The 23438-nt window shown below is 65.9% G+C and carries 26 protein-coding genes and 2 tRNA genes; 16 read left to right on the plus strand and 12 right to left on the minus strand.

Features of this window, described 5'->3' with window-relative positions:
* Window positions 1–27 precede the first annotated feature (27 nt).
* The 5 genes from LHL23_RS12415 to LHL23_RS12435 all read right to left on the minus strand — a co-directional run bounded on the left by LHL23_RS12415 (window position 28) and on the right by LHL23_RS12435 (window position 3918).
* Window positions 28–1251 (minus strand): MFS transporter, encoded by a 1224-nt coding sequence (locus LHL23_RS12415; RefSeq protein WP_222480781.1) that lies wholly within the window; start codon window positions 1249–1251, stop codon window positions 28–30.
* A 114-nt stretch (window positions 1252–1365) separates the two neighbouring features.
* The gene (locus LHL23_RS12420; RefSeq protein WP_226430082.1) at window positions 1366–1971 is read right to left on the minus strand and encodes a YceI family protein; all 606 of its coding nucleotides are present in this window, start codon (window positions 1969–1971) and stop codon (window positions 1366–1368) included.
* Between the two features lie 206 nt (window positions 1972–2177).
* Window positions 2178–2918, minus strand: coding sequence for an ImuA family protein (locus tag LHL23_RS12425; RefSeq protein WP_226430083.1), 741 nt, complete (start codon window positions 2916–2918; stop codon window positions 2178–2180).
* Window positions 2919–3028: 110 nt separating this feature from the next.
* On the minus strand, window positions 3029–3430 hold the full coding sequence (locus LHL23_RS12430) for a rhodanese-like domain-containing protein (protein ID WP_222480783.1): 402 nt from the start codon (window positions 3428–3430) through the stop codon (window positions 3029–3031).
* 74 nt (window positions 3431–3504) lie between these two features.
* Window positions 3505–3918, minus strand: a complete 414-nt coding sequence (locus LHL23_RS12435; RefSeq protein WP_226430084.1) for a rhodanese-like domain-containing protein — start codon at window positions 3916–3918, stop codon at window positions 3505–3507.
* A gap of 174 nt (window positions 3919–4092) precedes the next feature.
* Here LHL23_RS12435 and LHL23_RS12440 point away from each other — a divergent pair, with 174 nt between their 5' ends.
* Entirely contained in the window at window positions 4093–5136 is a 1044-nt protein-coding gene (locus LHL23_RS12440; RefSeq protein ID WP_222480787.1) for an aldo/keto reductase, read from the plus strand.
* A gap of 218 nt (window positions 5137–5354) precedes the next feature.
* Here LHL23_RS12440 and LHL23_RS12445 read toward each other — a convergent pair whose 3' ends face one another.
* Entirely contained in the window at window positions 5355–6338 is a 984-nt protein-coding gene (locus tag LHL23_RS12445; protein ID WP_226430085.1) for a GlxA family transcriptional regulator, read from the minus strand.
* Window positions 6339–6471: 133 nt separating this feature from the next.
* Between LHL23_RS12445 and LHL23_RS12450 the strand changes: the two genes are divergently transcribed.
* The 3 genes from LHL23_RS12450 to LHL23_RS12460 all read left to right on the plus strand — a co-directional run bounded on the left by LHL23_RS12450 (window position 6472) and on the right by LHL23_RS12460 (window position 9806).
* Complete coding sequence (locus LHL23_RS12450; protein ID WP_226430086.1) at window positions 6472–7389, plus strand: 3-keto-5-aminohexanoate cleavage protein; 918 nt, start codon at window positions 6472–6474, stop codon at window positions 7387–7389.
* 186 nt (window positions 7390–7575) lie between these two features.
* Complete coding sequence (locus tag LHL23_RS12455; protein ID WP_226430087.1) at window positions 7576–9051, plus strand: carnitine 3-dehydrogenase; 1476 nt, start codon at window positions 7576–7578, stop codon at window positions 9049–9051.
* Window positions 9048–9806 carry an SDR family oxidoreductase gene (locus tag LHL23_RS12460; protein WP_226430088.1) on the plus strand — a complete coding sequence of 253 codons (759 nt, stop codon included), beginning with the start codon at window positions 9048–9050 and terminating at the stop codon, window positions 9804–9806. Before LHL23_RS12455 ends, LHL23_RS12460 begins: the two co-directional genes overlap by 4 nt.
* Before the next feature lie 129 nt (window positions 9807–9935).
* Here LHL23_RS12460 and LHL23_RS12465 read toward each other — a convergent pair whose 3' ends face one another.
* Window positions 9936–10799 (minus strand): helix-turn-helix domain-containing protein, encoded by an 864-nt coding sequence (locus LHL23_RS12465; RefSeq protein WP_226430089.1) that lies wholly within the window; start codon window positions 10797–10799, stop codon window positions 9936–9938.
* Between the two features lie 114 nt (window positions 10800–10913).
* Between LHL23_RS12465 and LHL23_RS12470 the strand changes: the two genes are divergently transcribed.
* From LHL23_RS12470 to LHL23_RS12480, 3 genes are read left to right on the plus strand one after another with little or no spacing between them, the layout of a single operon-like run.
* The gene (locus tag LHL23_RS12470; protein ID WP_222480801.1) at window positions 10914–11120 is read left to right on the plus strand and encodes a DUF2061 domain-containing protein; all 207 of its coding nucleotides are present in this window, start codon (window positions 10914–10916) and stop codon (window positions 11118–11120) included.
* Complete coding sequence (locus tag LHL23_RS12475; protein ID WP_226430090.1) at window positions 11113–12027, plus strand: fatty acid desaturase; 915 nt, start codon at window positions 11113–11115, stop codon at window positions 12025–12027. The genes LHL23_RS12470 and LHL23_RS12475 overlap by 8 nt, the downstream gene beginning before the upstream one ends.
* A gap of 18 nt (window positions 12028–12045) precedes the next feature.
* Complete coding sequence (locus tag LHL23_RS12480; RefSeq protein ID WP_226430091.1) at window positions 12046–12948, plus strand: DMT family transporter; 903 nt, start codon at window positions 12046–12048, stop codon at window positions 12946–12948.
* A 100-nt stretch (window positions 12949–13048) separates the two neighbouring features.
* Here the strand turns inward: LHL23_RS12480 and LHL23_RS12485 are convergent, their stop codons facing one another.
* Together LHL23_RS12485 and LHL23_RS12490 are read right to left on the minus strand one after the other, a co-directional pair.
* Window positions 13049–13780, minus strand: a complete 732-nt coding sequence (locus LHL23_RS12485) for an NUDIX hydrolase (protein WP_226430092.1) — start codon at window positions 13778–13780, stop codon at window positions 13049–13051.
* A 4-nt stretch (window positions 13781–13784) separates the two neighbouring features.
* Window positions 13785–14207, minus strand: a complete 423-nt coding sequence (locus tag LHL23_RS12490) for a DUF983 domain-containing protein (protein WP_226430093.1) — start codon at window positions 14205–14207, stop codon at window positions 13785–13787.
* Between the two features lie 200 nt (window positions 14208–14407).
* Here LHL23_RS12490 and LHL23_RS12495 point away from each other — a divergent pair, with 200 nt between their 5' ends.
* The 4 genes from LHL23_RS12495 to LHL23_RS12510 all read left to right on the plus strand — a co-directional run bounded on the left by LHL23_RS12495 (window position 14408) and on the right by LHL23_RS12510 (window position 16397).
* A complete protein-coding gene (locus tag LHL23_RS12495; RefSeq protein WP_226430094.1) occupies window positions 14408–14884 on the plus strand; it encodes an EF-hand domain-containing protein in 477 nt (158 codons plus the stop codon).
* A 67-nt stretch (window positions 14885–14951) separates the two neighbouring features.
* Window positions 14952–15533 (plus strand): RNA polymerase sigma factor, encoded by a 582-nt coding sequence (locus tag LHL23_RS12500; RefSeq protein WP_226430095.1) that lies wholly within the window; start codon window positions 14952–14954, stop codon window positions 15531–15533.
* A complete protein-coding gene (locus LHL23_RS12505; RefSeq protein ID WP_226430096.1) occupies window positions 15523–15900 on the plus strand; it encodes a hypothetical protein in 378 nt (125 codons plus the stop codon). The genes LHL23_RS12500 and LHL23_RS12505 overlap by 11 nt, the downstream gene beginning before the upstream one ends.
* Before the next feature lie 20 nt (window positions 15901–15920).
* Window positions 15921–16397 (plus strand): periplasmic heavy metal sensor, encoded by a 477-nt coding sequence (locus LHL23_RS12510; protein ID WP_226430097.1) that lies wholly within the window; start codon window positions 15921–15923, stop codon window positions 16395–16397.
* A 94-nt stretch (window positions 16398–16491) separates the two neighbouring features.
* Here the strand turns inward: LHL23_RS12510 and LHL23_RS12515 are convergent, their stop codons facing one another.
* On the minus strand, window positions 16492–17886 hold the full coding sequence (locus tag LHL23_RS12515) for a diguanylate cyclase (RefSeq protein WP_226430098.1): 1395 nt from the start codon (window positions 17884–17886) through the stop codon (window positions 16492–16494).
* 116 nt (window positions 17887–18002) lie between these two features.
* Between LHL23_RS12515 and LHL23_RS12520 the strand changes: the two genes are divergently transcribed.
* The 5 genes from LHL23_RS12520 to LHL23_RS12540 all read left to right on the plus strand — a co-directional run bounded on the left by LHL23_RS12520 (window position 18003) and on the right by LHL23_RS12540 (window position 22844).
* Window positions 18003–18287: a DUF3572 domain-containing protein gene (locus LHL23_RS12520; protein WP_222480823.1), complete on the plus strand. Its 285-nt coding sequence runs from the start codon at window positions 18003–18005 to the stop codon at window positions 18285–18287.
* 57 nt (window positions 18288–18344) lie between these two features.
* Complete coding sequence (locus tag LHL23_RS12525; RefSeq protein ID WP_226430099.1) at window positions 18345–19034, plus strand: HAD family hydrolase; 690 nt, start codon at window positions 18345–18347, stop codon at window positions 19032–19034.
* 248 nt (window positions 19035–19282) lie between these two features.
* A complete protein-coding gene (locus tag LHL23_RS12530; protein WP_226430100.1) occupies window positions 19283–20842 on the plus strand; it encodes a trimethylamine methyltransferase family protein in 1560 nt (519 codons plus the stop codon).
* Window positions 20843–21240: 398 nt separating this feature from the next.
* Window positions 21241–21828 carry a heme NO-binding domain-containing protein gene (locus LHL23_RS12535; protein WP_222480829.1) on the plus strand — a complete coding sequence of 196 codons (588 nt, stop codon included), beginning with the start codon at window positions 21241–21243 and terminating at the stop codon, window positions 21826–21828.
* The gene (locus tag LHL23_RS12540; RefSeq protein ID WP_226430101.1) at window positions 21825–22844 is read left to right on the plus strand and encodes a GGDEF domain-containing protein; all 1020 of its coding nucleotides are present in this window, start codon (window positions 21825–21827) and stop codon (window positions 22842–22844) included. Before LHL23_RS12535 ends, LHL23_RS12540 begins: the two co-directional genes overlap by 4 nt.
* A gap of 189 nt (window positions 22845–23033) precedes the next feature.
* On the opposite strand, the gene LHL23_RS12545 is transcribed toward LHL23_RS12540, so the two are convergent.
* Both LHL23_RS12545 and LHL23_RS12550 read right to left on the minus strand, forming a co-directional pair.
* Window positions 23034–23108 (minus strand) — tRNA-Glu (locus LHL23_RS12545).
* Between the two features lie 169 nt (window positions 23109–23277).
* Window positions 23278–23352, minus strand: a tRNA-Glu gene (locus LHL23_RS12550).
* Window positions 23353–23438 lie beyond the last annotated feature (86 nt).

A 23438-nucleotide genomic window follows, 5' to 3' on the forward strand; every position in this document is an offset into this window, starting at 1 on the left:
TTCGTTGAAAATTGGGCGGCGGCGGCGCTACCGCCCCTCGCGCGAGCGTTTCAGCAGGCGGCCGATGGTGAAGGAGGTGCGCGGCGCATAGACGTAATGGGTGCGCTCCTCCGGCACCGGGCGGGCGCGCATCCGGTTGAGCCCGAAAACGATCAGCAGCAGGTGGCCGCAGGCGACGTAGGCAAACAGCGCAGGCGGGCCGAAGCTGTCGATCAGGGCCGAGGAGACAAAAGGCGAGGCGATGGCGCCAAGCGCGTACCAGAACATCAGCGCCGCCGACAGCTCGACCCTTTCGGCGGAGGTGGCGAAGTCGTTGGCGTGGGCGGCGGAGACCGAGAAGATCGGGAAGGTGGTGAAGCCGAAGAAGCTGGCGGCCAGCATCACGCCGAGGGTGCCGGTGCCGCTGGCGGCGATGGTGACGGTGCTGCTGACGATGGCGGCCACCGACAGCCAGATCAGCACCCAGCGGCGGTCGTATTTGTCGGCGAGCCAGCCGAGCGGGTACTGCGCCAGCGCGCCGCCCAGAACAAAGGCGGCCAGGAAGAAGGCGATCTGGCCGACTTCCAGCCCGACCTCCTGGCCGTAGACCGGGCCGACCATCCGGAAGGAGGCGGAGCTGAGCGCCGAAACGATGACGCCCGCCACCGCCAGCGGCGAGCAGCGCCAGGCCAGCTTGGGGCGCAGCCGCGGGGCATCGGGAGTTTCCGGCTGGCTGGACCGGGTCAGGGTCAGCGGCAGCAGCGCGGCGCAGCAGAGGATCGCCAGCAGGTTATAGGAGATATAGGCGGCCGGCGGCAGCACCGCGATGATCAGCTGCGCCGCCAGCGAGGCGCTCATGTCGGCAATCCGGTAGGTGCCCATGGCGCGGCCGCGGGTTTCGTTGGTGACCTTGGCGTTGAGCCAGGCCTCGATCACCGTGTAGCAGCCGGCGACGCAAAGGCCGGAGGCCATCCGCATCGCCGCCCAGGCATAGGGGTTTTCGGTCAGCGTGTGGCCCAAGAGGCCCATGGCGCCAAGCGCGGTGCAGACTGCAAAGGCGCGGGAATGGCCGACGTTGCCCATCAGCCGCGGCGCCCACCAGCAGCCGATGAAGAAGCCGAAGAAATGGCCGGAGCCCAGGAGGCCGATCTGCTCCTTGGTGAAGTTGAGCGTCAGGCCGGAAATGGCATCGAGCGGGCCGACGCCTCCGGTCGACAGCTGCAGCAGGATGACAGAAAGGAACAGGGCGGCAAAGGAGACGATCAGGCGCATAACGGTGCGACCATGACAGGCTGGGACGGCATTGCCAGCCGGTTTCCGCCACCAGCGTGTCGTATTTTTGCGGGGCGGTGTTTTTTTTAGCACCGGCGCGGCGCGGGCCGGCGCTCAGCCTGCCTGGCGGATGCGGGCCCTGACGCTGAGGCTGACCCGGTCGGCCACCAGATCCGGGTATCCGGAGGCGCCGAAGGCGGCGCGGCTGATCTGGCCGGAGAGATGCACATCCAGTTCCCGCAGGTCGTCCGGGGCGGTGCCGGGGCGGCGGTAGAGCGCGGCCTGCAGGGTGACCGGCCGGGTGGCGCCGCGTAATGTCAGATCACCGGTGATTTGGGCGCCGCCGGACAGCCGTCCGTCCGGCCCCAGGCGGACCCGGGTGGAGCGGAATCGGATCTGCGGGAAGCGGGCGGTGTCCAGCAGGCCGGGGCCTTTGAGCGCCTCGGTGGCAAACACCAGCCCGGTGCGGGCGCGGCGCGCGTCCAGGGTGATATCGGCCTGGCTGCGGGCCAGATTCTGCGGGTCGATGCGGATGCGCGCAGCAGAGACGGGGACCCGGCCGTGCTGCGGCTGGCCGCCAAGCAGGAAGGTGAAGCGCACATCCGTGGCCTCGGGGATCAGGCGGTAGGGCAGAAGGGCGGCCAGCAGCGCCTGCGGCGCCAGCAGGGCGGCTCCGAGGCCGGCCAGCAGGGCGCGGCGCGGCATCCGGGAGTTGCCCATGGGTGCGGTTCCTTCCGTGTTTGCTGGCCCGTTTTTCCTGTGCTGCCGGACGAGTTTAACCGGATTTGCCGCTGCGGGCCGCTCACTTTTGCTTGCGTGCCTGTGAAACCGCGGGGGGGGCTCCCGCCAGACGCCGGCGTTTGGGGCAAAGACCTCTGCCTGTTGGGCCGGGCACTGGCCTGCGACCGGTGCCCGGCCCCAAGCCGCTAAGGCCGCGCTGGCGCAGCCAGCGGTGACGGCGGCTGCGCCAGCGCCGCGGGCAGGCGGGCCGCAGCCGGGCCGCAGGCGCCGGGCGGCAGCGGGGCTGCCTGCAGCGGGCTGCCGGCGCCGGTGCGGGTGATCTGCCAGCTGCGGGGCGGCAGGGTGCGGGCGCGCAGCCGCTGCAGGGTCCAGCAGCCCGGGAAACCGGGGCGGTCGCGGGCGGGGGGCGGGCTGCCGCCGGGCCGGGGCGCATGGGCCGGGGCCAGGTGCCAGCGGCTTTCGATGCCCTGGGCGCCGCCTGTGCCGGGGGTCAGCAGCAGGCCCAGCGGCGCCGGGCCGAAGCGCCCGCCAGCCTCTGCCGCCAGATGCAGCCGCCGCACCGGGGTCATGGCGGGCGGCTCTGCCAGCTCTGCCACCACCAGCGGTGCCGCGCCGCTGCGCAGGGCTTCCTCCATGGACCAGAGCAGATCCTCTGTCCGGGCGGCCTGCACGAACAGAAAACGGGCAGGGCTGGCAAATTCCGCCATCCCGCCGGGGTTCAGCCGGGGGCCGCCCTGGGCCGCAGACAGCCACAGGACGGATCCCGGGGCGGCGGCCTGTGCGGCGGCGGCCAGCCAGAGGGCAAAGCTGTGGCGGGCCGGGCCGCAGGCCTCATGCACACGGGCCTGTTCCAGCGCGATCCCCTCCATCAGGGGCAGCGCCGGACGGGGTTTGTGGCTGCGGCGGGTAAGCAGGTGAGTCGGCATGCCGTCAAAGTAGCGCGTTCGCTATTTGTTCTCAATCGGGTGCTGCGGCGGGCAGTGCTGCCGCCCCGCATCCTTGATCGGACCGCGCGTGATGCGCGGTGCGGCTGGCCTCAGCTCTCGCGCGGGACCACCGGGCCGCCCTGCTTGGCCCATTCGCTGAAGCCTCCTTCCAGATGCACCACCGGTTTCAGCCCCATCTCCATCGCCGCCCTGGCACTGAGCGCCGAGCGCCAGGCGCTGGCGCAGTAAAACACATAGGTCTTGTCCTGGTTGAACACCGGCTTGTGATAGGGGCTGTCCGGGTCGATCCAGAATTCCAGCATGCCGCGCGGGCAGGAGAAGGCGCCGGGGATCATGCCGCTGCGCTGCAGCTCGCGGATGTCGCGCAGATCGATGAAAACATAGCCCTCATCCAGCACCTTCTGCTTGGCTTCTTCGACGGTCATGGTTTCGACAAGGCTGTTTGCCTCGGCCAGCAGCGCCTTGACGCCTTTGGTGATCTGTTGCGGCATTCTGCGCCCTCCTCAAGTAACACGGGAGGCAGGCTGCAGCGTTTTGCGCCGGGGTGCAAGCGGCTGGGGGCGGCTCAATGAACCTGCTGCTGATCAAGCGCCGCCACGCTGCCGCCGCCGGCAAGCCAGGCATCCATGCCGCCGTCCAGGACGAAGACCTGCCGCAGGCCCATATGCCGTGCGCTTTGGGCGGCCTGGGGGGCGTGCAAGCCATTGCCGCAGCAGAATACAAAAATCTTCTCATCGGCAGGACCGGTGCTGCTGACGGGGCTGCCGGGGCCGATCCAGAGATCCGTGAGCCCGTGGGGGCAGGGAAAAGCCCCCGGAATGATCCCGGTTCTTTTCATTTCCTGCGCCATGCGCAGATCAACGAACACGGCGCGGCCGCGGGCATGGGCCAAGCGTGCCTGGGACGGCGGCAATCGCAGTACAGGCGCTTCTGCTTCGATAGCGCGATCTTCACCTATTTCATGCACCGCGAATGTCATGGGCCACTCCTTGTAATTCAATTTGCGACAAATTTGAGCGTATCACATTTTAGGCGAATCGCTTTCAGGTTGTTCTTGGATGGTTAACGCCGGTCTTCCGGTGTGCTGCCGCGGCTTGCACTTGCCGTGCTGCCGGCTAGGGTCGCAGGCAAATCCGGAACAAGGGAGCGCGAGATGAAAATGAACCCGTTGGGCCGCACCGGCATGAGGGTGTCCGAACTGTGCCTGGGCACGATGACCTTTGGCACCCAGACGCCGGAGGACGAGGCCCATGCGCAGATTGATATGGCGCTGGCGGCTGGCGTGAACTTTGTCGACACCGCCGAGATGTATCCGGTCAATCCGGTCAGTGCTGAAACCCTGGGCAACAGCGAGAGAATCATCGGCAACTGGAACGAAAGGACCGGACGGCGAGGCGACTACATCCTGGCGACCAAACATTCCGGTGAAGGGATGCGGCATGTGCGCGGCGGGGCGCCGATCTCGTCCAAGACCATCGCGCCCACCATCGAGGCTTCGCTGAAGCGGCTGAAGACGGATTATATCGATCTCTACCAGTTTCACTGGCCGAACCGGGGCAGCTACATGTTCCGGCAGAACTGGACTTATGATCCTTCCGGCCAGAACCGCGAGGAGGTGCTGGCCAACATGGAGGACTGCCTGGAGGCGCTGCAGCGCGAGGTGGAGCGCGGCACCATCCGCGCCTTTGGCCTGTCCAATGAGAGCGCCTGGGGCACCGCGCAATGGCTGCGCATCGCCGAGGTGCGCGGCTGGCCGCGGGTGGCCTCGATCCAGAACGAATACTCGCTGGTCTGCCGGATGTATGACACCGACCTGGCCGAGCTGAGCGTCAATGAAGATGTCGGGCTGATGGCGTTCTCGCCGCTGGGCACCGGATTGCTGACCGGGAAGTACCAGGACGGGGCGGTGCCGGAAGGCTCGCGCAAGTCGATCAACCCGGAACTGGGCGGGCGCCACAGCCCGCGGGTCTATGATGCGGTGGCGGCCTATCTGAAGATCGCAGAACGCCACGGGCTGGATCCGGTGCATATGGCGCTGGCCTGGTGCCGGGCCCGGCCGTTCATGGCGTCGGCGATCTTTGGCGCCACCCATCTGCCGCAGCTGGAGCATTTGCTGAAGTCGGTGGAGCTGGAGCTGAGCCAGGAGGTGCTGGACGAGATCAACGCTGCCCACCGGGCGCATCCGATGCCGTATTGATCCAAGGGGCGGAGGCTCTCCCGCCCGGCCTGCGGGCATGGACATGCCCTAGGCCGGTTGGGCCGGGCGCTGCTGGCGCAGCGCGGAGAAGGGTTTGCTCAGAAGCGTTCAGGGGCAGGTCTGCCCCTGAAGCGCCTTTGCAATTCTGTACAAGGGTTGCGCGTCAAGGGTGAACGGTGCTGCGCACCGCCGCTGCGCGGCCCTTGACCCGCGTTGTGTCAGTGAGCCGTCGGGCGTGCCTGTTCCTGGCGCAGGTCGCGGGCTGAGGTGCCATGCGCGGTGCGGAAGGCGCGGGCAAAGCTCGATTGCGAGGTGAAGCCGGTGGCCATTGCCACCTCCATCAGCGGCATTGCGGTGTCGGTGACCAGGCGGCGGGCCTCGGCCAGGCGCAGCTGAAGGTAGTGGTCCTGCGGCGTGGTGTTGAGCTTGAGCCGGAACTGCTGCTGCAGGCTGCGCGGGCTGGTGCCCAGCGTCTCGGCGATCTGCGCCAGCGGCAGCGGCTCATCCAGCGAGGCTTCCATCAGCGCGTTTGCCTTGGCGGTCAGGGCACTGTGGGCGCGGCCGCCCAGTCGGCTTTGCGGGCGCGGCAGGGCAGAGGGCCCGTCGAACAGGAACAGCCCCGCCACGCGGGAGGCAAAGCCTGCGCCATGGCGGCAGCTGATGATGTGCAGCATCATTTCAATTGCCGGCGTCGCGCCGCCGGAGGTCATACGGGCCTCAGACACGGTGAAGCGGTCGTTGCGGGCGTCCACGTTGGGGAAGCGGGCGGCGAAGTTTTCCAGGTCTTCCCAGTGGGTGGTGGCGGGGTGGCCGTCCAGCAGCCCTGCCTCGGCCATCAGCCAGGGCCCGCCGTCGATGCCTGCGATGGTGGCGCCGGTGGCGGCGATGCGGCGCAGGCCGGCCAGCAGGCTGGGGGTGGCATGACGCGCCAGCTGGAAGCCCGCGACGATGATCAGCAGTTCGCAGCCCTGCAGCCGGGCCAGCGGAAAGCTCGGCACGGTGAGGCCGCTGGTCAGCATCGGCGGCTCTGCCGTGGCGCTGACATAATCCCAGTCGAATGCCGCCCGCCCGGCCAGCCGGTTGGCGGCGCGCATGGGGTCCACTGCAGCGGCAAAGGACAGCGTGTTGCATTCATCCAGAACCAGCACCGCTGTCTTCAGCGGCCGGTTCTCGGGCTGCAGGATGTTTTTTGCGGATTTCATCAACTTCGATTCGCCTGGTGTAAACTGTGCCGTAAAAGGCTGCGGCAGAGTCGCTGTCAGCGCAAATCAGAATCTGGGGAGGAGCCTGGGGATAACCCGTGGCAAAACCCTGTACATCGAAGGGAAAAGAAAAATGCCTCTGGAAATGAACCGGGAAGTCTTCATCACCTGTGCCGTGACCGGCTCCGGCGGCACCCAGGACCGCAGCCCGCATGTGCCGCGCTCGCCCCAGCAGATCGCCGACAGCGCCATCGCCGCGGCCAAGGCCGGCGCCGCAGTGGTGCACTGCCATGTGCGCGATCCTGAGACCGGGGTGCCGTCGCGCCGACTGGATCTTTACCGCGAGGTGACTGACCGGATCCGTGATGCCGAGGTGGATGTGGTGCTGAACCTGACCGCGGGCATGGGCGGTGATATGGTGTTTGGCGACACCGAGAACCCGCTGCCGCTGAAGGAGGCGGGCACCGACACGGTTGGGGCGACGGAGCGCGTTGCCCATGTGGCGGAATGCCTGCCCGAGATCTGCACCCTGGATTGCGGCACCATGAACTTTGCCGAGGCCGACTACGTTATGACCAACACGCCCGGCATGCTGCGGGCGATGGGGCAGATGATGACCGACCTGGGCGTGAAGCCGGAGATCGAGGCGTTTGACACCGGCCACCTGTGGTTTGCCAAGCAACTGGTGAAAGAGGGTGTTCTGGAGCCGAACGCGCTTGTGCAGCTGTGCATGGGGGTGCCGTGGGGCGCGCCGGATGATCTGAATACCTTCATGGCAATGGTCAACAACGTGCCGGACGACTGGACCTTCTCGGCCTTTGCGCTGGGCCGCAACCAGATGGCCTATGCGGCGCAATCGGTGCTGGCGGGCGGCAACGTGAGGGTCGGGCTGGAAGACAACCTGTGGCTCGACAAAGGCGTCCTGGCGGAGAACTGGCAGCTGGTCGAGCGCGCCAACACCATCGTGTCGAACATGGGCGCACGGGTGATCGGTCCGCAGGAAGTGCGCGAGAAGCTGGGCCTGACCAAGCGCGCGCCGGTGGCGCAGTAAGCGTTCGAAACGGGGGGTGCCCTGCGTGCACCCTCTGTGCACCCCCTGTGCACCAGCGGGTGACCTTGAAAGACCAACGGAGGGCTGGGCCCGGCCCTCGGGGTGGGTGCGAAAGCGCCTTCCCCATGGGGGAGGGGCGGGCGCTGCCCGTGCAGTTGCACGGGCCATTTGCAAATGGATACTCAGATGACAAAGACAGCAGCAATCATCGGCGGCGGGGTTATCGGCGGCGGCTGGGCCGCGCGGTTCCTGCTCAATGGCTGGAACGTGCGGGTGTTCGACCCGGACCCGGAAGCAGAGCGCAAGATCGGCGAAGTGCTGGCCAACGCCCGCCGCTCGCTGCCCGGCCTTGGCAATGTGGCATTGCCTGCCGAGGGCAGCCTGACCTTCCATGAGACCATCGCGGAGGCCGTCGAGGGCGCCGAGTGGATCCAGGAGAGCGTGCCCGAGCGGCTGGACCTGAAACAGAAGGTCTATGCAGAGCTGCAGGCGCATTGCGCGCCGGATGCGGTGATCGGCTCCTCCACCTCCGGCTTCAAGCCGTCGCAATTGCAGGACGGACGCGAGAACCCGGGCCAGATCGTGGTCGCGCATCCGTTCAACCCGGTCTATCTGCTGCCGCTGGCCGAGCTGGTCACGACAGAGGCCAACCCGGCGGGCGTCATCGACCGCGCCAAGGAGATCATCACTGCCATCGGCATGTATCCCCTGCACCTGAAGAAGGAAATCGACGCCCATGTGGCCGACCGTTTCCTGGAAGCGGTCTGGCGCGAGGCGCTTTGGCTGGTGAAGGACGGCATCGCCACCACCGAGGAGATCGACAACGCGATCCGCTACGGCTTTGGCATCCGCTGGGCGCAGATGGGTCTGTTTGAAACCTACCGGGTGGCTGGCGGCGAGGCGGGCATGAAGCATTTCATGGCGCAGTTCGGCCCCTGCCTCAGCTGGCCCTGGACCAAGCTGATGGATGTGCCGGAATTCACTGATGAACTGGTGGACCTGATCGCGGGCCAGTCGGATGAGCAATCCGGCCAGTACTCGATCCGCGAGCTGGAGCGGCACCGGGACGACAACCTAGTCGGTATGATGCGGGCACTGGGCGCAAATAATTGGGGCGCTGGTGCGCTGCAGAACGCCCATGACCTGAACCGCGAGGGCGAGGCCGGGCTGGTGCGCACGATTGAGGATCTGGAGGACCTGAGCCAGCCGGTGCTGACCCAGAGCCGCGTGGTGCCGCTGGATTGGACCGATTACAACGGCCATATGACCGAGAGCCGCTATCTCGATGCCTTTGCGCAGTCCACCGACCGGCTGATGATGATCATCGGCTGCGATGCGGAGTATATCGCCAACGGCGGCAGCTACTTCACCGCCGAAACCCATATCCGGCATATCGACGAGGTCCATGCGGGCGATCCGATCCAGGTGAAGACCCGGGTGATCATGGGTGCGGGCAAGAAGATGCATCTGTGGCACGAGATGTTCTCCGGCGAGCGGCTGCTGGCGACCGGCGAGCATATGCTGCTGCATGTGGACCTGAAGACCCGCCGTTCGGCGCCGCCTGCGCCGCATATCGAGGCCAATCTGGTGAAACTGGCAGAGGCCCATGCGGCATTGGCGGCGCCGGAGGGGCTGGGCCGCGCAATCGGTGCGCCCAGATGAGCCGGGTTCTGATCACCGCCGGCGGGTCTGGCATCGGCCGCGCCATGGCTGAGGGCTTTGCTGCTGCCGGGCATAAGGTCTGGGTCACGGATGTGAGCGCCGTAGCGCTGGCAGACCTGCCGGAAGGCTGGCAGACAACGGCGGTAGATGCCACCGATGAGGCGGGCGTCAAGGCGCTGTTTGCGGAGATCGAGGATACATGGGGCGGGCTCGATGTGCTTTGCGCCAATGCGGGCATCGCCGGGCCCACGGCGCTGATCGAGGATATTGCGCTGGAGGACTGGCGCAAATGCGTGAGCGTCAATCTTGAGGGGTGCTTTCTGGCCGCCAAATACGCAGCACCTTTGATGAAGGCGGCCAAGGCGGGATCGATCATCGTGACATCCTCCACCGCCGGGCAGTACGGCTATCCGAACCGGGCGCCTTATGCTTCGGCGAAATGGGCGGTCATCGGGCTGATGAAGACCTTGGCGATGGAGCTTGGCCCCTTTGGCATCCGCGCCAATGCGATTTGTCCCGGCGCGGTGGAAGGGCCGCGGATGGAGGGCGTGCTGGAGCGCGAGGCGGCGGCCAAGGGCATGACCCGGGACGAGGTCTATGCGGGTTATGCCGCGGGCACCTCGATGGGGCGGTTTGTTGAAGCCAGCGACATTGCCAATATGGCGGTGTTCCTCGGCTCGGACGCGGCGCGGCTGGTGTCGGGGCAGGTGATCGCCGTGGATGGCCATACCGAGAACCCGGACCCGAAAGTGTGAGCGCCTAGATCAGGAAGTCAGAGGGCAGCGTTCGGCCCGGCGGGGTGGGAAGCGAAGCGCCCGCCCCGTGGGGGGCGGGACGGGCGCTGCCCGGCCTATCGGCCGGGCGGAAGTTCTGTTTGAAACGATTTAACTGCTGATCGCCGCCCTGAGCGCCCTGAGCCGTCCCGGCAATTGCCGGGCGGTGATGTCGGCTTCGCGCACCAGATTGTCAAAATGATTGGTGAAGGTGGCGATCCGCTCCTTGTCGCGGAAGGCCAGATAATGGGTGCCGGCGTAAAAGACACACAGAAGCGGCCCGAAGATGGTGATCGGTGAGGAATAAAGCCGCTTGGCATCGAACAGGTAGATGCGCAGCCGGGGATAGAGCTGCTCGCAGAGCCGTTCGAACTGATCAAGCTGTTCCAGCCGCACATCCAGCGGCAGGCCCTCGTAATAGCCAACCGCATGGGCAAAGCTGTCGAGCTCGTATAGCGGCAGGGCAATTTCATAATCGGACGGCGATTGGCGCATCCAGGTGAGCCGGTCTTCGGAGGCGCCGATGGCCTGGCCGGCGGTGCGGCCCAGATGGGGGGAGTATTCCCATTCCAGGAGCGCGCGGGTTTTCAGCATGTCGGGCAGCGCAGCGGGAACGTGGCGGATCTTGTAGCCCTCGGCCTCCTGGTGCCAGTCGAAGATCCGTTCATCGACCAGCGCGCGGGGGGCCTCGGTCAGGGTGAGGCTGGAGGCCAGCAGTTCGGCGGCGCTTTCGGGCCGGTCAGACAGGCTGAGGAGCCAGTCGGCGGAAACCCCCAGCGCGCCGGCGCAGGCGCCAACCACATGGGCGTTGGGCAGCCGCGCGCCCTCGTCTGTCAAGAGCTGCGAGATGGTGGAGCGGTCGACACCGACGGCGCGGGCCAAAGCGCTTTGGCTGAGGCCGCTGTCGCGCAGCGCCCGGTTCAGCCTTTGCCGGAACTGCTCTGCGCGCACCCGTTTGTCGATGTTTTCTATCATGTGTTTTCAAATATCACGATTGATGGATTTTGTTAACTGCATTCGGAATTCTGCACAGTCTGCGGCTGCGGTAGTTTGGAAACAAGCACTTACCAAAGAATTTCAGGAGGCAAGATGGAAACGCGCAGGCGCTCCATAGTTAAGGCAGTGATCTGGAACATCCTCGGGCTGGCGACGATGACGCTGGTGGGGTTGATTGCCACCGGCTCGGCCAAGGCAGGCGGCATGATGGCGCTGGTCAATACAGGGATCGGGTTTACGGTCTACCTTTTCTATGAACGCGCCTGGGCAAAGATCAGCTGGGGGCGCGGCCATGTCTGAGCGCTGCAGCGAATACATGCCGCGGGGTGTGGAATGGGGCACCCTGGCGCTGATCCTGGGCTGTTACGGCGGCTGGCTGGCGGCGCTGTGGCTGCTGCCGCAGGTCAGCCTGTTGCTGACGGTGATGGCGCTGGGCGTGATGGCGGCGCTGCATTCCTCGCTGACCCATGAGGCGCTGCACGGGCATCCGTTCCGCAGCCGCTGGCTGAATGAGGCGCTGATGTTCTTTCCGCTGAGCCTGGCGATCCCTTATGGCCGCTTCCGCGACACCCATCTGGCGCATCACGAGGATGAGGCGCTGACCGACCCCTATGACGATCCGGAAAGCAATTTCCAGGACCCGGGCGTGTGGGCGCGCTTGCCGGGTTGGCGCAAGGCGCTCTTGCGGGTGAACAACACGCTATTGGGCCGGGTGGTGCTGGGGCCGCTGATCGGGCAGCTCTGCTTTATGGCGGGCGACTGGCGGCTGATGCGCAGGGGAGAGCCGGGGATCGCCCGCGACTGGGCGCTGCATGGCCTTGGCCTGACGGTGGTGATCTGGGTGGTGCTGCAGTCGCCTGCGCCGCTTTGGGCGGCACTTGCCGGGGCCTATCTGGGGCTGGCGCTTTTGAAGATCCGCACCTTCCTGGAGCACCGCGCGCATGAAACCGCCCGCGGCCGCACCGTGGTGATCGAGGACAAGGGGCCGCTGGCCTTCCTGTTCTTGAACAACAACCTGCACATCGTGCACCACATGCATCCGGGCGTGCCCTGGTACGCGCTGCCGCGGCTTTACCAAACCCGCCGGGCAGAGTTCCTGGCGGCCAACGACGGCTATTTCTACCGCAACTACCTGCAGATTTTCCGCAACTACCTGTTGCGGGCCAAGGATCCGGTGCCGCATCCGCTCTGGCAGCAGGGGGAATAAGGGCGCATAAGCGGGGGCATGTTTGCCTGGATCCCCGTTTCCATAGCCGCTGCCAGCTTTCAGACCGTGCGCTTCATGCTGCAGAAGGTCCTGAGCAGCGTGACGCTGTCGCCGGGCGGAGCCACCTTCGCCCGGTTTGTCTATTCGGCGCCCTTCATTCTGGCCGGGCTGGCGGGTTATCTGGCGGTCTCAGGGCGGAGCCTGCCGGAACTGGGGCCGAAGTTCTGGATGTTTGCGGCCATCGGCGGCACCGCGCAGATCCTGGCCACCGTCTGCGTCGTCGCCCTGTTCAAGCAGCGCAATTTCGCGGTTGGCATCACCTTCAAGAAGACCGAAGTGATCCAGACCGCCATCGTCGGGCTGGCGGTGCTGGGCGATCCTGTCAGCCTTGGCGGCTGGGCGGCGATCCTGATCGGGCTGGCCGCCGTTCTGGTGCTGTCCAAGACCCCGGATGCGGCAGGCCCCTGGTGGCGGCATCTGACCAACCGGGCCTCGCAGCTGGGGCTGGGGTCGGGGGTGCTGTTTGCCTTTTCCGCGGTCAGCTACCGCGGCGCGTCGCTGCAGCTGGCGGAGCTGGAGCCGATGTTCCGCGCAGGCGTGACCCTGGCTGCGGTGGTCAGTCTGCAGACGTTGTTCATGCTGGTCTGGCTGGGCCTGCGCGAGAAGGGCGAGATCGCCCGGGTCTGGCAGGCACGCAAAGTTGCGGTTTGGGTGGGGCTGACCAGCATGGGGGGCTCATTCTGCTGGTTCTGGGCCTTCACGCTGCAAAACGCGGCCTATGTGAAGGCGGTGGGGCAGGTGGAGCTGCTGTTGTCGCTGCTGGCGTCGGTGCTGTTCTTCAAGGAGAAAGTCACGCTCCGCGAACTGGCGGGCATGGGGCTGCTGATCGTGTCGATCCTGGTGCTGGTTCTGGCCCTGTAACCGGGAGCGTCAGCAGCTGGGCAGCCGGAATTATGCGATAATTCCGGCCCGGAAAGCACGGGTTTCAAAGGACGTTTCCCGCGCCGGGAAACGTGATCCTTCAGCCGTCGGCGGGCATCGGGTAGCCCTTGAGGCGCAGGAACAGGCTGGCCTCGTCGTTGTTGTGGAAATAGGGCACGCTTTGCGGCGGCTCGGCGTCGCGGACGCGGGCGGTGACTTCGGCCAGCACCACCTCGGTGATGAAGGGCAGGTCGAAGCTGCGCACCTGGCTGAGCGGAATCCATTGCAGGTGCGACAGCTCATCCGCGGCGCGGGAGAAATCATCCAGGTCGCCGGTGATCTGATCGGCATCCACCAGAAAGAAGCGCGCGTCGAAGCGGCGCGGGCGGCCCGGCGGGGTCAGGGCGCGGAACACGAACTGCATCGCCCTGGCCGAAGGCACATGGCCGGTGGCGGCAAAGCTCTGCCAGTCTTCGGGGATGTCTCCCTGCCATGCGCCGGGCTCGCCCAGGATCAGGCCGGCTTCCTCCCACAACTCGCGCACCGCGGCGACGGCGAGGGCATGGTGCACATCCCCGGGCGCCTTGTCGGCGAGGCGCTCCTGGCAGACTGCGGAAATGGGAGAGGCCAGCGGGACCTGCGCGTCGGCCACATCCACGGCACCGCCGGGAAAGACGAACTTGTTGGGCATGAACGCCGCCTTGGCACCGCGCTGTCCCATCAGCACCTGCGGGTCGTCCGACATCCGGCCGCGCATGGCGATCACTGTCGCCGCGTTGCGGATTGCGGTCTTGTCGGTGGTGGTTTCGCCGCTGAGATACGTCTCGCTCATGGTGTTACTGCCCTTTTTCCGCCGGGGTGGCCTTGCCGAAGCCGTGCATCTGCCGCGCCCATTGGTAGGCGATGACGATCCCCTTCATCCGCGGCAGAAGATAGAGGGAAGATGCCAGGCAGCCAATCGTGAAAACCGTGAACATCACCAGGGGCTCCGGCCGCCAGGAGAAATAGACCACATGCATCATGGGCGCCATGATGTGGCCGACGATCAGGATGGTGAGGTAGGCCGGGCCGTCGTCGGCGCGGGCATGGGTGAGGTCGAGGCCGCAGTGGCTGCAGCGCGCGTTCACCTTGAGATAGGAATGCAAAAGGCGCCCCTCGCCGCATTCGGGGCAGCGGCAGCGCCAGCCCTTGGCCAGGGCGGGCATGGTGGGGCGGTCGGTGTCTGCGCCGGGGGCTGCCGCGGCGGGGGACTCGGTCATGGCAATATCCTGTGTGCTGGGCACATCTTTGCGCGCTTCAGGAGGGCGCGAAAGGGGAAAGCAAGGTTCGTGCGCCGGTTTGCCGCAACGGGACGGCGGCAGAAACTTTTTTCTCATTTTTGCGACGGAAGCGCGGCGCTGGGGCGTTTTTCCTGTGCATCGGGCAGCAAGTGGCTGCCGCTGAACAAAGGAAAGACGACATGAAACACGTCAAGTTCATCGCCCTGATCGTGGCCGCCGCAGGCATGACCGCAGGCAGTGCTGCGCTGGCCAAGGGCTTTGGCCTTCATGGGCCGAAGATGTCCTTTGAGGAGATCGACACCGACGGCAGCGGTGAGGTGACTAAGGCGGAAATCCAGGCGATGAAGGACGCCCATTTCGCCAAGGCGGATGCCAATGGCGACGGCAAGCTGACGCTGGAGGAAATGCAGGCGCGGGCGCGGCAGCACGCAGACGAGAGGGCCGCCAATATGCTGGAACGCTTTGACAAGGACGGCGATGGCGCGTTGAGTAAGGACGAGATGCCGCAGCCGCGCCGGGCGGGCAGGATGTTCGACCGGATGGATGCCGATGGCAGCGGCGGAATTTCCAAGGCGGAATTCGAAAATGCCCGGATGCACCGCGGCGGAATGCACGGCCATGGCCAGGGTGCCGGGAAGCAAATGGAGCAGAACTGATCGCTGAAGCGTGCTGCATAACGCGGAAATATCGCGGCGCCGGGCCCCAGGTGCGGGTCCGGCAGCCATGAGCGCGGCGGCGGAGGAGGTCTCCGACGATGCGCTTCTGGTGCTTTATGCCAATGGCGACAGCCGGGCGGCGGCGGAGCTGACCGCGCGGCTGGGGCCGCGGGTCTTTGGCGTGGCGATGCGGGTGATGGGGATCCGCGCCGAGGCCGAGGACGTGACCCAGGAGACAATGCTTCGCCTGTGGAAGATGGCGCCGGAGTGGCGGCCGGGGGAGGCGCAGGTGTCGACCTGGCTTTACCGGGTGGCGATGAACCTGTGCATCGACCGCAAGCGGCGCGCCCGCGGCGGCCATGTGGATCTGGACGCAGTGCCGGAGCCGCCGGACCCGGGCCGCTCAGCCGCGGAGCAGATGCAGGACGGCGCGCGGCAGGATGCGCTGCAGGCGGCCTTGATGCAATTGCCGGAGCGGCAGCGTCAGGCGGTGGTGCTGCGGCATCTGGAAGAGCTTTCGAACCCGGAGATTGCCGGGATCATGGACATCAGCACCGAGGCGGTGGAGAGTCTCACCGCCCGGGGCAAACGGGCGCTGGCCGCGGCTCTGGTCGGGCGGCGCGAGGAGTTGGGGTATAATGATGGCTGACACAGACAAGGCAAACCAGGAACTGGAAAAGCTGTTTGCCGCGGCGCGCCGCGACCGGCCTGCGCTGCCGGAGCATCTGAGCGCGGCCATCCTGGCGGATGCGGGCCGGGTGCAGCAGGGGCGCCATGCGGCAGGCCCGGTCCGGGCGGCCAGGCAGCCGCTGTGGCGGCAGCTGATCGAGGCGGTGGGCGGCTGGCCTGCCATGGGCGGCCTTGCGGCGGCCAGCGCCGCGGGGCTGTGGATCGGCCTGGCGCCGCCCTCCTTTGTGCCGGATCCGGTGGCGCTGGCGGGATATGAGGACAGCGGCAATGCGGTGCCCTACGACAGCTATGACATGGCAATGGTGCTGAGCGAGGACCTGCAATGAGTGCGGAGGGCAAACCCGGAATGAAGCTGTGGCTGAAGCTGCTGCTGGCAGGATCACTGGCGCTGAACCTGGCCGTGATCGGCATCGCGGCCGGGGCGGCCTGGCGGTACAGCGGCAAGGACCAGCACTGGCGGCGGCCGCCGGACATCGGCGCGATGATGTTCCGGGAACTGGACCGCGACACCCGCAAGGCGCTGCGGCAGGAGGCAGGCGGCAGCCACGGCAGCTACGTCAAGCGCCGCCAGGCGGAGGGCATCGCGGTGATTGCGGCGCTGCGCAGCGAGACCTTTGATGCCGCCGGCATGCTGGCGCTGATGCGGGCGCAGGCGGATGCGCATCATGCGTTTCACACCAAGGTGCAGGCCGCCTGGGTGCGCAAGCTGGAGGCAATGACGCCGGCGGAACGGGTGGATTTTGCCGACCGGCTGGAGGAGCGGATGCAGCAGCGCGTCCGGCGCTGGCACGAGCGGCGCGAACAGCGGCAACAGCGCGACTAGGGGTTGCGGGTGGCGGAGCGGCATCTGCTGAAGCAAAAAGGGCAGCCGGCGCCGGCTGCCCTTTTTGCTGGTAAACATGCCAGACCGGCTGGGGTCAGGCCGCTTCCGTGCACTCGGCTGACAGGGTGACCTGATTGCGGCCGGCATTCTTGGCATTGTAGAGCGCCTGGTCGGCTTTCTCGACCAGCGCGGAGGCGCTGCTGTCCTTGCCTGCGCCGCCCATTACCGCGCCGATGCTGATGGTGACCTTGACCGGCTCTGCGGCGCCGGGCACCTGGAACGGCGTGCCGTTGATGGCGTTGCACAGGGCGATCGCGGTCAGGCCTGCCTCTGCCTCGGTGGCGCCCGGCAGGATGGCCATGAATTCCTCGCCGCCGACACGTGCCAGCAGGTCCGCAGGCCGCAGCACCGCCTGCATCCGGCGGGCGGCCTCCACCAGCACGGCGTCGCCTGCAGGGTGGCCATAGAGATCGTTGATCCGCTTGAAATGGTCGAGATCGGCAACCATGACCGCGAATTTCTCGCCGGTTTCCGCCGCCGAATGCGCCACCCGGTCCAGGAAGGGCCTGGCATAGCGGCGGTTGTAGAGGCCTGTCATCGGGTCCAGCACTGCCGCGCGCAGCCCGTTGCGGACGCTGTCGCGGAGCCGGTCCTTGCGAATCTTGTGCTGCAGCTGGCTGTTCAGGCGCAGCTCCAGCTCCTCGACATCGAAACCGGTCTGCAGCACGTCATGGGCGCCGCGGTCCAGCGCTTCGGCCGCGATGTTGGGGTCGGCCGGGTTGGGCACGGCAATCACCACCGATTTGCGGGTGGCGGCGCGGGCGCGCAGATCCGCCAGCAGGCGCAGGCCGGGGCCTGCGGAGGCCTCGTTCAGCTCTATGATGATGGCATCGGCCACCGGCGCCTGCATCAGGCCCTGAATGTCGCTGATGGCGTGGGTGCGAAGCGCATAGGGCAGGCTGGACGAGAGACGGTCGCGCCAGGCCATGGCAGTGCGCGGATCGTCTGCCACCAGCGCAACGGTGGCATTGCGCAGATCCTCGGTGCAGGCGCGGTCGCTGAGCGGCAGGATAAAGCCGTGCGAGGCGTCGCGCTGCAGGTTCAGCTCTTCGTTGGCGCTGCGGGCGCGCAGGAGGCTGCGGATGCGGGCCTGCAGGATCACGTCGTCCACCGGCTGCTGCAGCACATCGTCAATGCCCGCGGCCAGCGCCTGCAGCCGGGCCTTGTGCCCCTCCCAGTCGGAGACCGCGATCACCGGCAGGTCGGCCAGCGCCTCATCCCCTGCCAGCGCGCGCTTGACGTCGGCGGCGGTGCCGTCGGGCAGAGACATCGCGGTGAGCACCAGATCGGGACGGCAGCTGCGCGCGGCCTGCAGCACCTCTGCCACGCTGCCGGCCTGGACCGCATCGTAGTAGGCAGCCGCGAGCTGCACCTTCAGCATGATGCGGTTGGTGGAGACGCCGTCGATGACCAGGATAGTGCCTTGCACGCGGTATCCTTTCGCCCCTTGCAAATCCTATGGCTTACAGTTTTTGCTGAGACTGGTTAAAAAACCCTTTCGGATTTTTACTAAATTGGCCGCAATGCGGCAGGAAAGTGGGGAACATGCAGATTTCCGCCGATGGCGCTGAGACCCTGGCGCTGAAAGCCCTGGCCTGGCTGGCCGGGAATGATGAGCTTTTACCGGTGTTTCTGGGCGCCACCGGTGCCAGCGAGGCGGATTTGCGGGCGCGGGCGGCGGAGCCGGAGTTCTTGGGCTCGGTGCTCGATTTCTTAACGATGGATGACGCCTGGGTGATCCAGTTCTGCGATTGCGAGGGGCTGGCCTATGAGATGCCGATGCAGGCCCGGATGTCGCTTCCAGGCGGTTCCCAGGTGAACTGGACTTGAGATTGAACAGGGCTGTGCCTAGGGTCCTGACCGAATCCTGTGGAAAAAGGACCCGCCATGCCCGTTGATGCCTTTCTGTTCGACAAGGACGGAACCCTGTTCAACTTTGCAGCCACCTGGAACGGCTGGGCCGCTGAATTGCTGGAGGTTCTTTCGCAGGGGAGCCAGGCTGCCAAGGAGGCGATGGCGGAGGCGATCAGCTTTGACCTGGAACTGGCGGCCTTCAATCCCGACAGCCTGGTGATTGCCAGCTCCAATGACGAGGTGGCAGAGGCGCTTGCGCCCTATGTTGCGCATATGAGCCTTGCGGAGCTGACGGATTACCTCGCCCAGAGCGCATCAGCTGCGGAGCTGGCGCCGGCGGTACCGCTGGCGGAGTTCCTTGACGGCCTCCTGGCGCGCGGCAAGGTGCTGGGCGTGATGACCAACGACGCCGAATTCTCGGCCAAGAGCCAGCTGCAGCGGGCCGGTGTGCTGGACCGCTTTGCCTTTGTCGCAGGCTGTGACAGCGGCCATGGCGCCAAGCCGGATCCGGACCCGCTGCTGGCGTTCTGCAAGGCGGCGGGCGTGGAGCCTGCACGCACAGCAATGGTGGGCGACAGCCGCCACGACCTGGAGGCCGGTGCCGCCGCAGGGATGCAGCGGATCGGGGTTCTGACCGGCATGGCGCTGCGCGAGGAACTGCTGCCGCACGCCGATACAGTGCTGCCGGATATCGGCCATATCCCCGGCTGGCTGGATCGCTGAACAGCTGGCCGGTTCAGGCTGATTCCTGCAGCTGCCGGCAGGCAGGGTTTCATAGGCCGGCGCACGGAGCTTGTGCGCCGGCTTTTTTGTGCGGCATACTGGGCATAAGTGTACAGAAATCGGCAGTCCCGGCGCTTGATGCAGGAAAAACGACAGCGGGGGTCGGGAACTGACAGGTTCAGGCAGGCGGGTTTGGCACAGTGGTTGACGATCAGCACTTAGGAAACGCGGACCCAGGGGAGGGCGGCATGGCAGACACAGGCGCACGAAAACGGCGGGGCGGGGGCAGGGCAGGCGCGGCGGCCCGGCGCGGCAGCGCGGTGCTGGAGCAGATGCCCTGGCAGATCCCGGTCAACATCGACCGCCCGACGGAACCCCTGAGCGAAGAGGGCATTCAGGCGATCCACGAGGGCGCGATGCGCATCCTGGAAGAGATCGGCGTGGTGTTCCTGAACCCCGAGGCGCTGGAGATCTTCAAACAGGCCGGCGTCAAGGTCGAAGGCGAGCTGGTCAGGATGGACCGCGATTTCGTCATGGAAATGGTGGGCAAGGCGCCGCGCGAATTCTCGATCACCCCGCGCAACCCGGACCGGACCATTCCGCTCGGCGGCAACCACATCCTGTTCGGCAACGTGTCCTCGCCGCCGAATTACTGGGACATGGAACTGAACAAGAAGGTGGCGGGCAACCGGGAGCAGTGCCGCAACCTTTTGAAGCTGACGCAGTATTTCAACTGCATCCACTTTGCCGGCGGCTATCCGGTGGAGCCGGTGGACATCCATGCCTCGGTCCGCCACCTGGATGTGCTCTATGACAAGCTGACGCTGACCGACAAGGCGATGCACGCCTATTCCCTAGGCAAGGAGCGGGTCGAGGACGTGATGGAGATGGTGCGGATTGCCGGCGGCCTCAGCGATGAGGAGTTCGAGGCCAAGCCGCATATGTACACCAACATCAACTCGACCTCGCCCCTGAAGCACGACTTCCCGATGATCGACGGCTGTCTGCGGCTGGCGCGGCGCGGGCAGGCGATTGTGGTGTCGCCCTTTACCCTGGCCGGTGCAATGGCGCCGGTGACCATGGCGGGGGCGGTGGCGCAGTCGATTGCCGAAAGCCTCTGCGCGATTGCGCTGTTCCAGTACGTGCGCCCCGGCACGCCCTGCGTGATCGGCACCTTTACTTCCAACGTCGACATGAAATCCGGAGCGCCGGCCTTCGGCACGCCGGAATACATGCGCTCGACCCAAATGACCGGGCAGATGGCGCGGTTCTACGGGCTGCCGATGCGCTCCTCCGGGGTTTGCGCCGCGAACGTGCCGGACGGGCAGGCGGTCTGGGAAACCTCGAACTCGCTGTGGGCGGCGGTGCAGTCGGGCACCAACATGGTCTACCACGCGGCCGGCTGGCTGGAGGGGGGGCTGATCGCCAGCCCCGAGAAGTTCATCATGGACTGCGAGATCCTGCAGCAGATCGAACGCTACATGCAGCCCGAGATCTCTGCGACGGGGCCGGAGGAAATTGCCCTGGATGCGATCCGGGAGGTCGGCAACGACGGCCATTTCTTTGGCATCCAGCACACCCAGGACCGCTATGCCACCGCCTTTTACCAGCCGTTCCTGAGCGACTGGCGCAACTACGAGGCCTGGGAGCAGGCTGGCGCCACCTGGACCGCGGAGCGCGCGCACAAGATGTTCAAGGAGATCATCGGCTCCTTCGAGGCGCCGCCAATGGATGCGGGCATCCGCGACGAGCTGGCGGATTTTGTCGCCCGCCGGAAAGCAGAAGGCGGCGCCCCCACTGATTTCTGAATTTCAGAAGCGGCGGACAAGCGGAGGCAGGGCCTCCGCTTTTTTGTATCCGGGGCTGGCGGGCGACCGGGCGCCGCCGGATTGCGGCCGGTGCATGCCGCGGGCTTGCCTCTGCGGCCGTGACGGGCCACTAGGGGGCAACGGCGGCCGGAGTGGCAGTGATCTGCGGGCCGCGGGCCGGGGCAAGGTTCGCCAGAAGTAAGTGGCCAGGGAGCTGGTTGCCATATTATGATCGCATTGCGCACGGGGCCGGTTGCGGACGCTGGGGGTGCAGAATTCGTGCTAGGGTTAAGTAAGGCGGCGGAATTGCTCGCTAATATTTCTGCAAATTTGCTTTGTTGTGCCTTTCTTAACCTGCAGGCGTCAAAACTGCTGCGTAGGCAAAGAGGGGCCATTGCATGCACGGTCTGATCAACAGGGCGATTCAGGCATTTGTGACGAGTACTTACGGCGCAGACCGCTGGGAGGAGGTCATGGAGGAGGCGGGACTCGGATTCTCCGAGTTCGAAGCCATGCTGTTTTACACCGAGGAGCAGTCGGGCCAGATGCTGGCCGCGATGGAGAAGGTTCTGGCGCGCCCCTTGCCGGAGATGCTGGAGGATATGGGCACGTTTCTGGTGTCAAATCCCCAGGTGGAGGCGCTGCGCAGGCTGCTGCGCTTTGGCGGCGTCAATTATGTCGAGTTCCTGCATTCCCTGGATGACCTGCCGGACCGGGCCCGGCTGGCAGTGTCGGATTTGCACCTGCCGGCGCTGGAGCTTCTGGAGCAGGCGCCCGACCAGTTCGAGCTGGTTTGCCAGCCGGGCCTGCCCGGCTATGCTCATGTCCTGATGGGTGTTCTCCGGGCCATGGCCGACGACTACGGGGATCTTGTATTTCTGGATCACCGGGGCACGCAGGACGATGCCGAGGTGATCTCGATCACGCTTGTGGAAACGAAATTTGCCGCAGGCCGCGAGTTTGATTTAGGGGCGCATTCGTTATGATGACACTCCAGCAGCTGACCGGGATGGCGGGCGTGATTTGTCCGATGTACGCCATTGTTGACGGCAAGGGCCGCATCGTGTCCGCCGGGCCGACGCTGAAGAAGCTCCGGCCGCAGCTGGATTGGGAAGGGCGGCGGTTCTTCCGGGTGTTCGACCTGTCCCGGCCGCGGTCGGTGCGCTCGGTGGAGGATCTGCTGCGCACCTCGGGCAGCAAGCTGCATCTGCAATTCCGCGACGCTCCCCAGACCGGCCTCAAAGGAGTGTGCACGCCGCTGCCCGAAGGGCAGGGCGCGTTCATCAATCTGTCCTTTGGCATCTCCGTGCTGGAGGCGGTGCGGGACTATGACCTGACCAGCGCCGATTTTTCGCCCACGGACCTGACCATCGAAATGCTCTATCTGGTGGAGGCGAAATCCGCCGCAATGGAGGCCTCGCGCCAGCTGAACCTGCGCCTGCAGGGCGCCAAGATCGCCGCCGAGGAGCAGGCCTTTACCGACACCCTGACGGGGCTGAAGAACCGCAGGGCGATGGACCATGTGCTGGGGCGGCTGATCAGCAGCGGCCGCGAATTTGCGCTGATGCACCTGGATCTGGATTTCTTCAAGCAGGTCAATGACACCCTGGGCCATGCGGCCGGCGATGCGGTGCTGCAGCATGCTGCCAGAGTAATGGTGGAGTGCACACGCCAGTCGGACACGGTTGCGCGGGTCGGCGGCGACGAGTTCGTTATGATTCTCGAAGGGGTGCTGGACACCGGCAGGCTTGCAGCGATCGCCAAGCGGCTGATTCAGCGCCTGGAGGAGCCGGTTCCCTTTGGCGGCCGGACCTGCCGGATTTCCGCCAGCGCCGGCACCACGCTGTCCACATGGCAGCAGCACCCGGACGCCCAGCAGCTGCTGAACCAGGCGGATCTGGCGCTTTATGCCGCCAAGCGCGCGGGCCGGGCGCAGCATTGCTTCTACCGCGAAGGCATGGAGAAGGCGGACGGCAAGGCGGATACGCCTGCAGCATCTTAACGGCAGGTCTGGCAGGCGTGCCGGTGCCCGCACCAGCAGGCGCCGGGGCTGAACATCATGTCATACTGCCCCAGTACGGCTTGCAGGCAGCGCCTGCGCAAACAGGTCATGGCCGCAGTGCCAAAGACGTGTGGCTTTTGACAGTTTTCCGCTACCGTCAGCACTGGTTCATTGTCGGGGGGGGGGAAGTGGCAGCCCGTAGGGGAATCGAACCCCTCTTTCCAGGTTGAAAACCTGGCGTCCTAACCGATAGACGAACGGGCCACTCTGTCTGTGAGGCGGTGTTTACTGATTGCGCCGGACGGGCGCAAGGGGATTTTTGCAGAAATGCGAAGTTTTTCCGCCCGCCTCATGTTTTCGCTAAAGAGCTGATAAAAAACAAAAAAATCACGCCAATTCGGCGTGTTATCGGTGCTTGCTGCAATGGGGGAAGTGGCAGCCCGTAGGGGAATCGAACCCCTCTTTCCAGGTTGAAAACCTGGCGTCCTAACCGATAGACGAACGGGCCACTCTGTGCGTGAGCGGGTATTTAGTTGTAAGCGCCGGAACCCGCAAGAGAAAAAATACGCCTTTGTGAAATTTCTTATCCACAGG

Origin of the sequence: Leisingera sp. McT4-56 (assembly GCF_020514995.1) — a bacterium.
GTDB lineage: Bacteria > Pseudomonadota > Alphaproteobacteria > Rhodobacterales > Rhodobacteraceae > Leisingera > Leisingera aquaemixtae_A.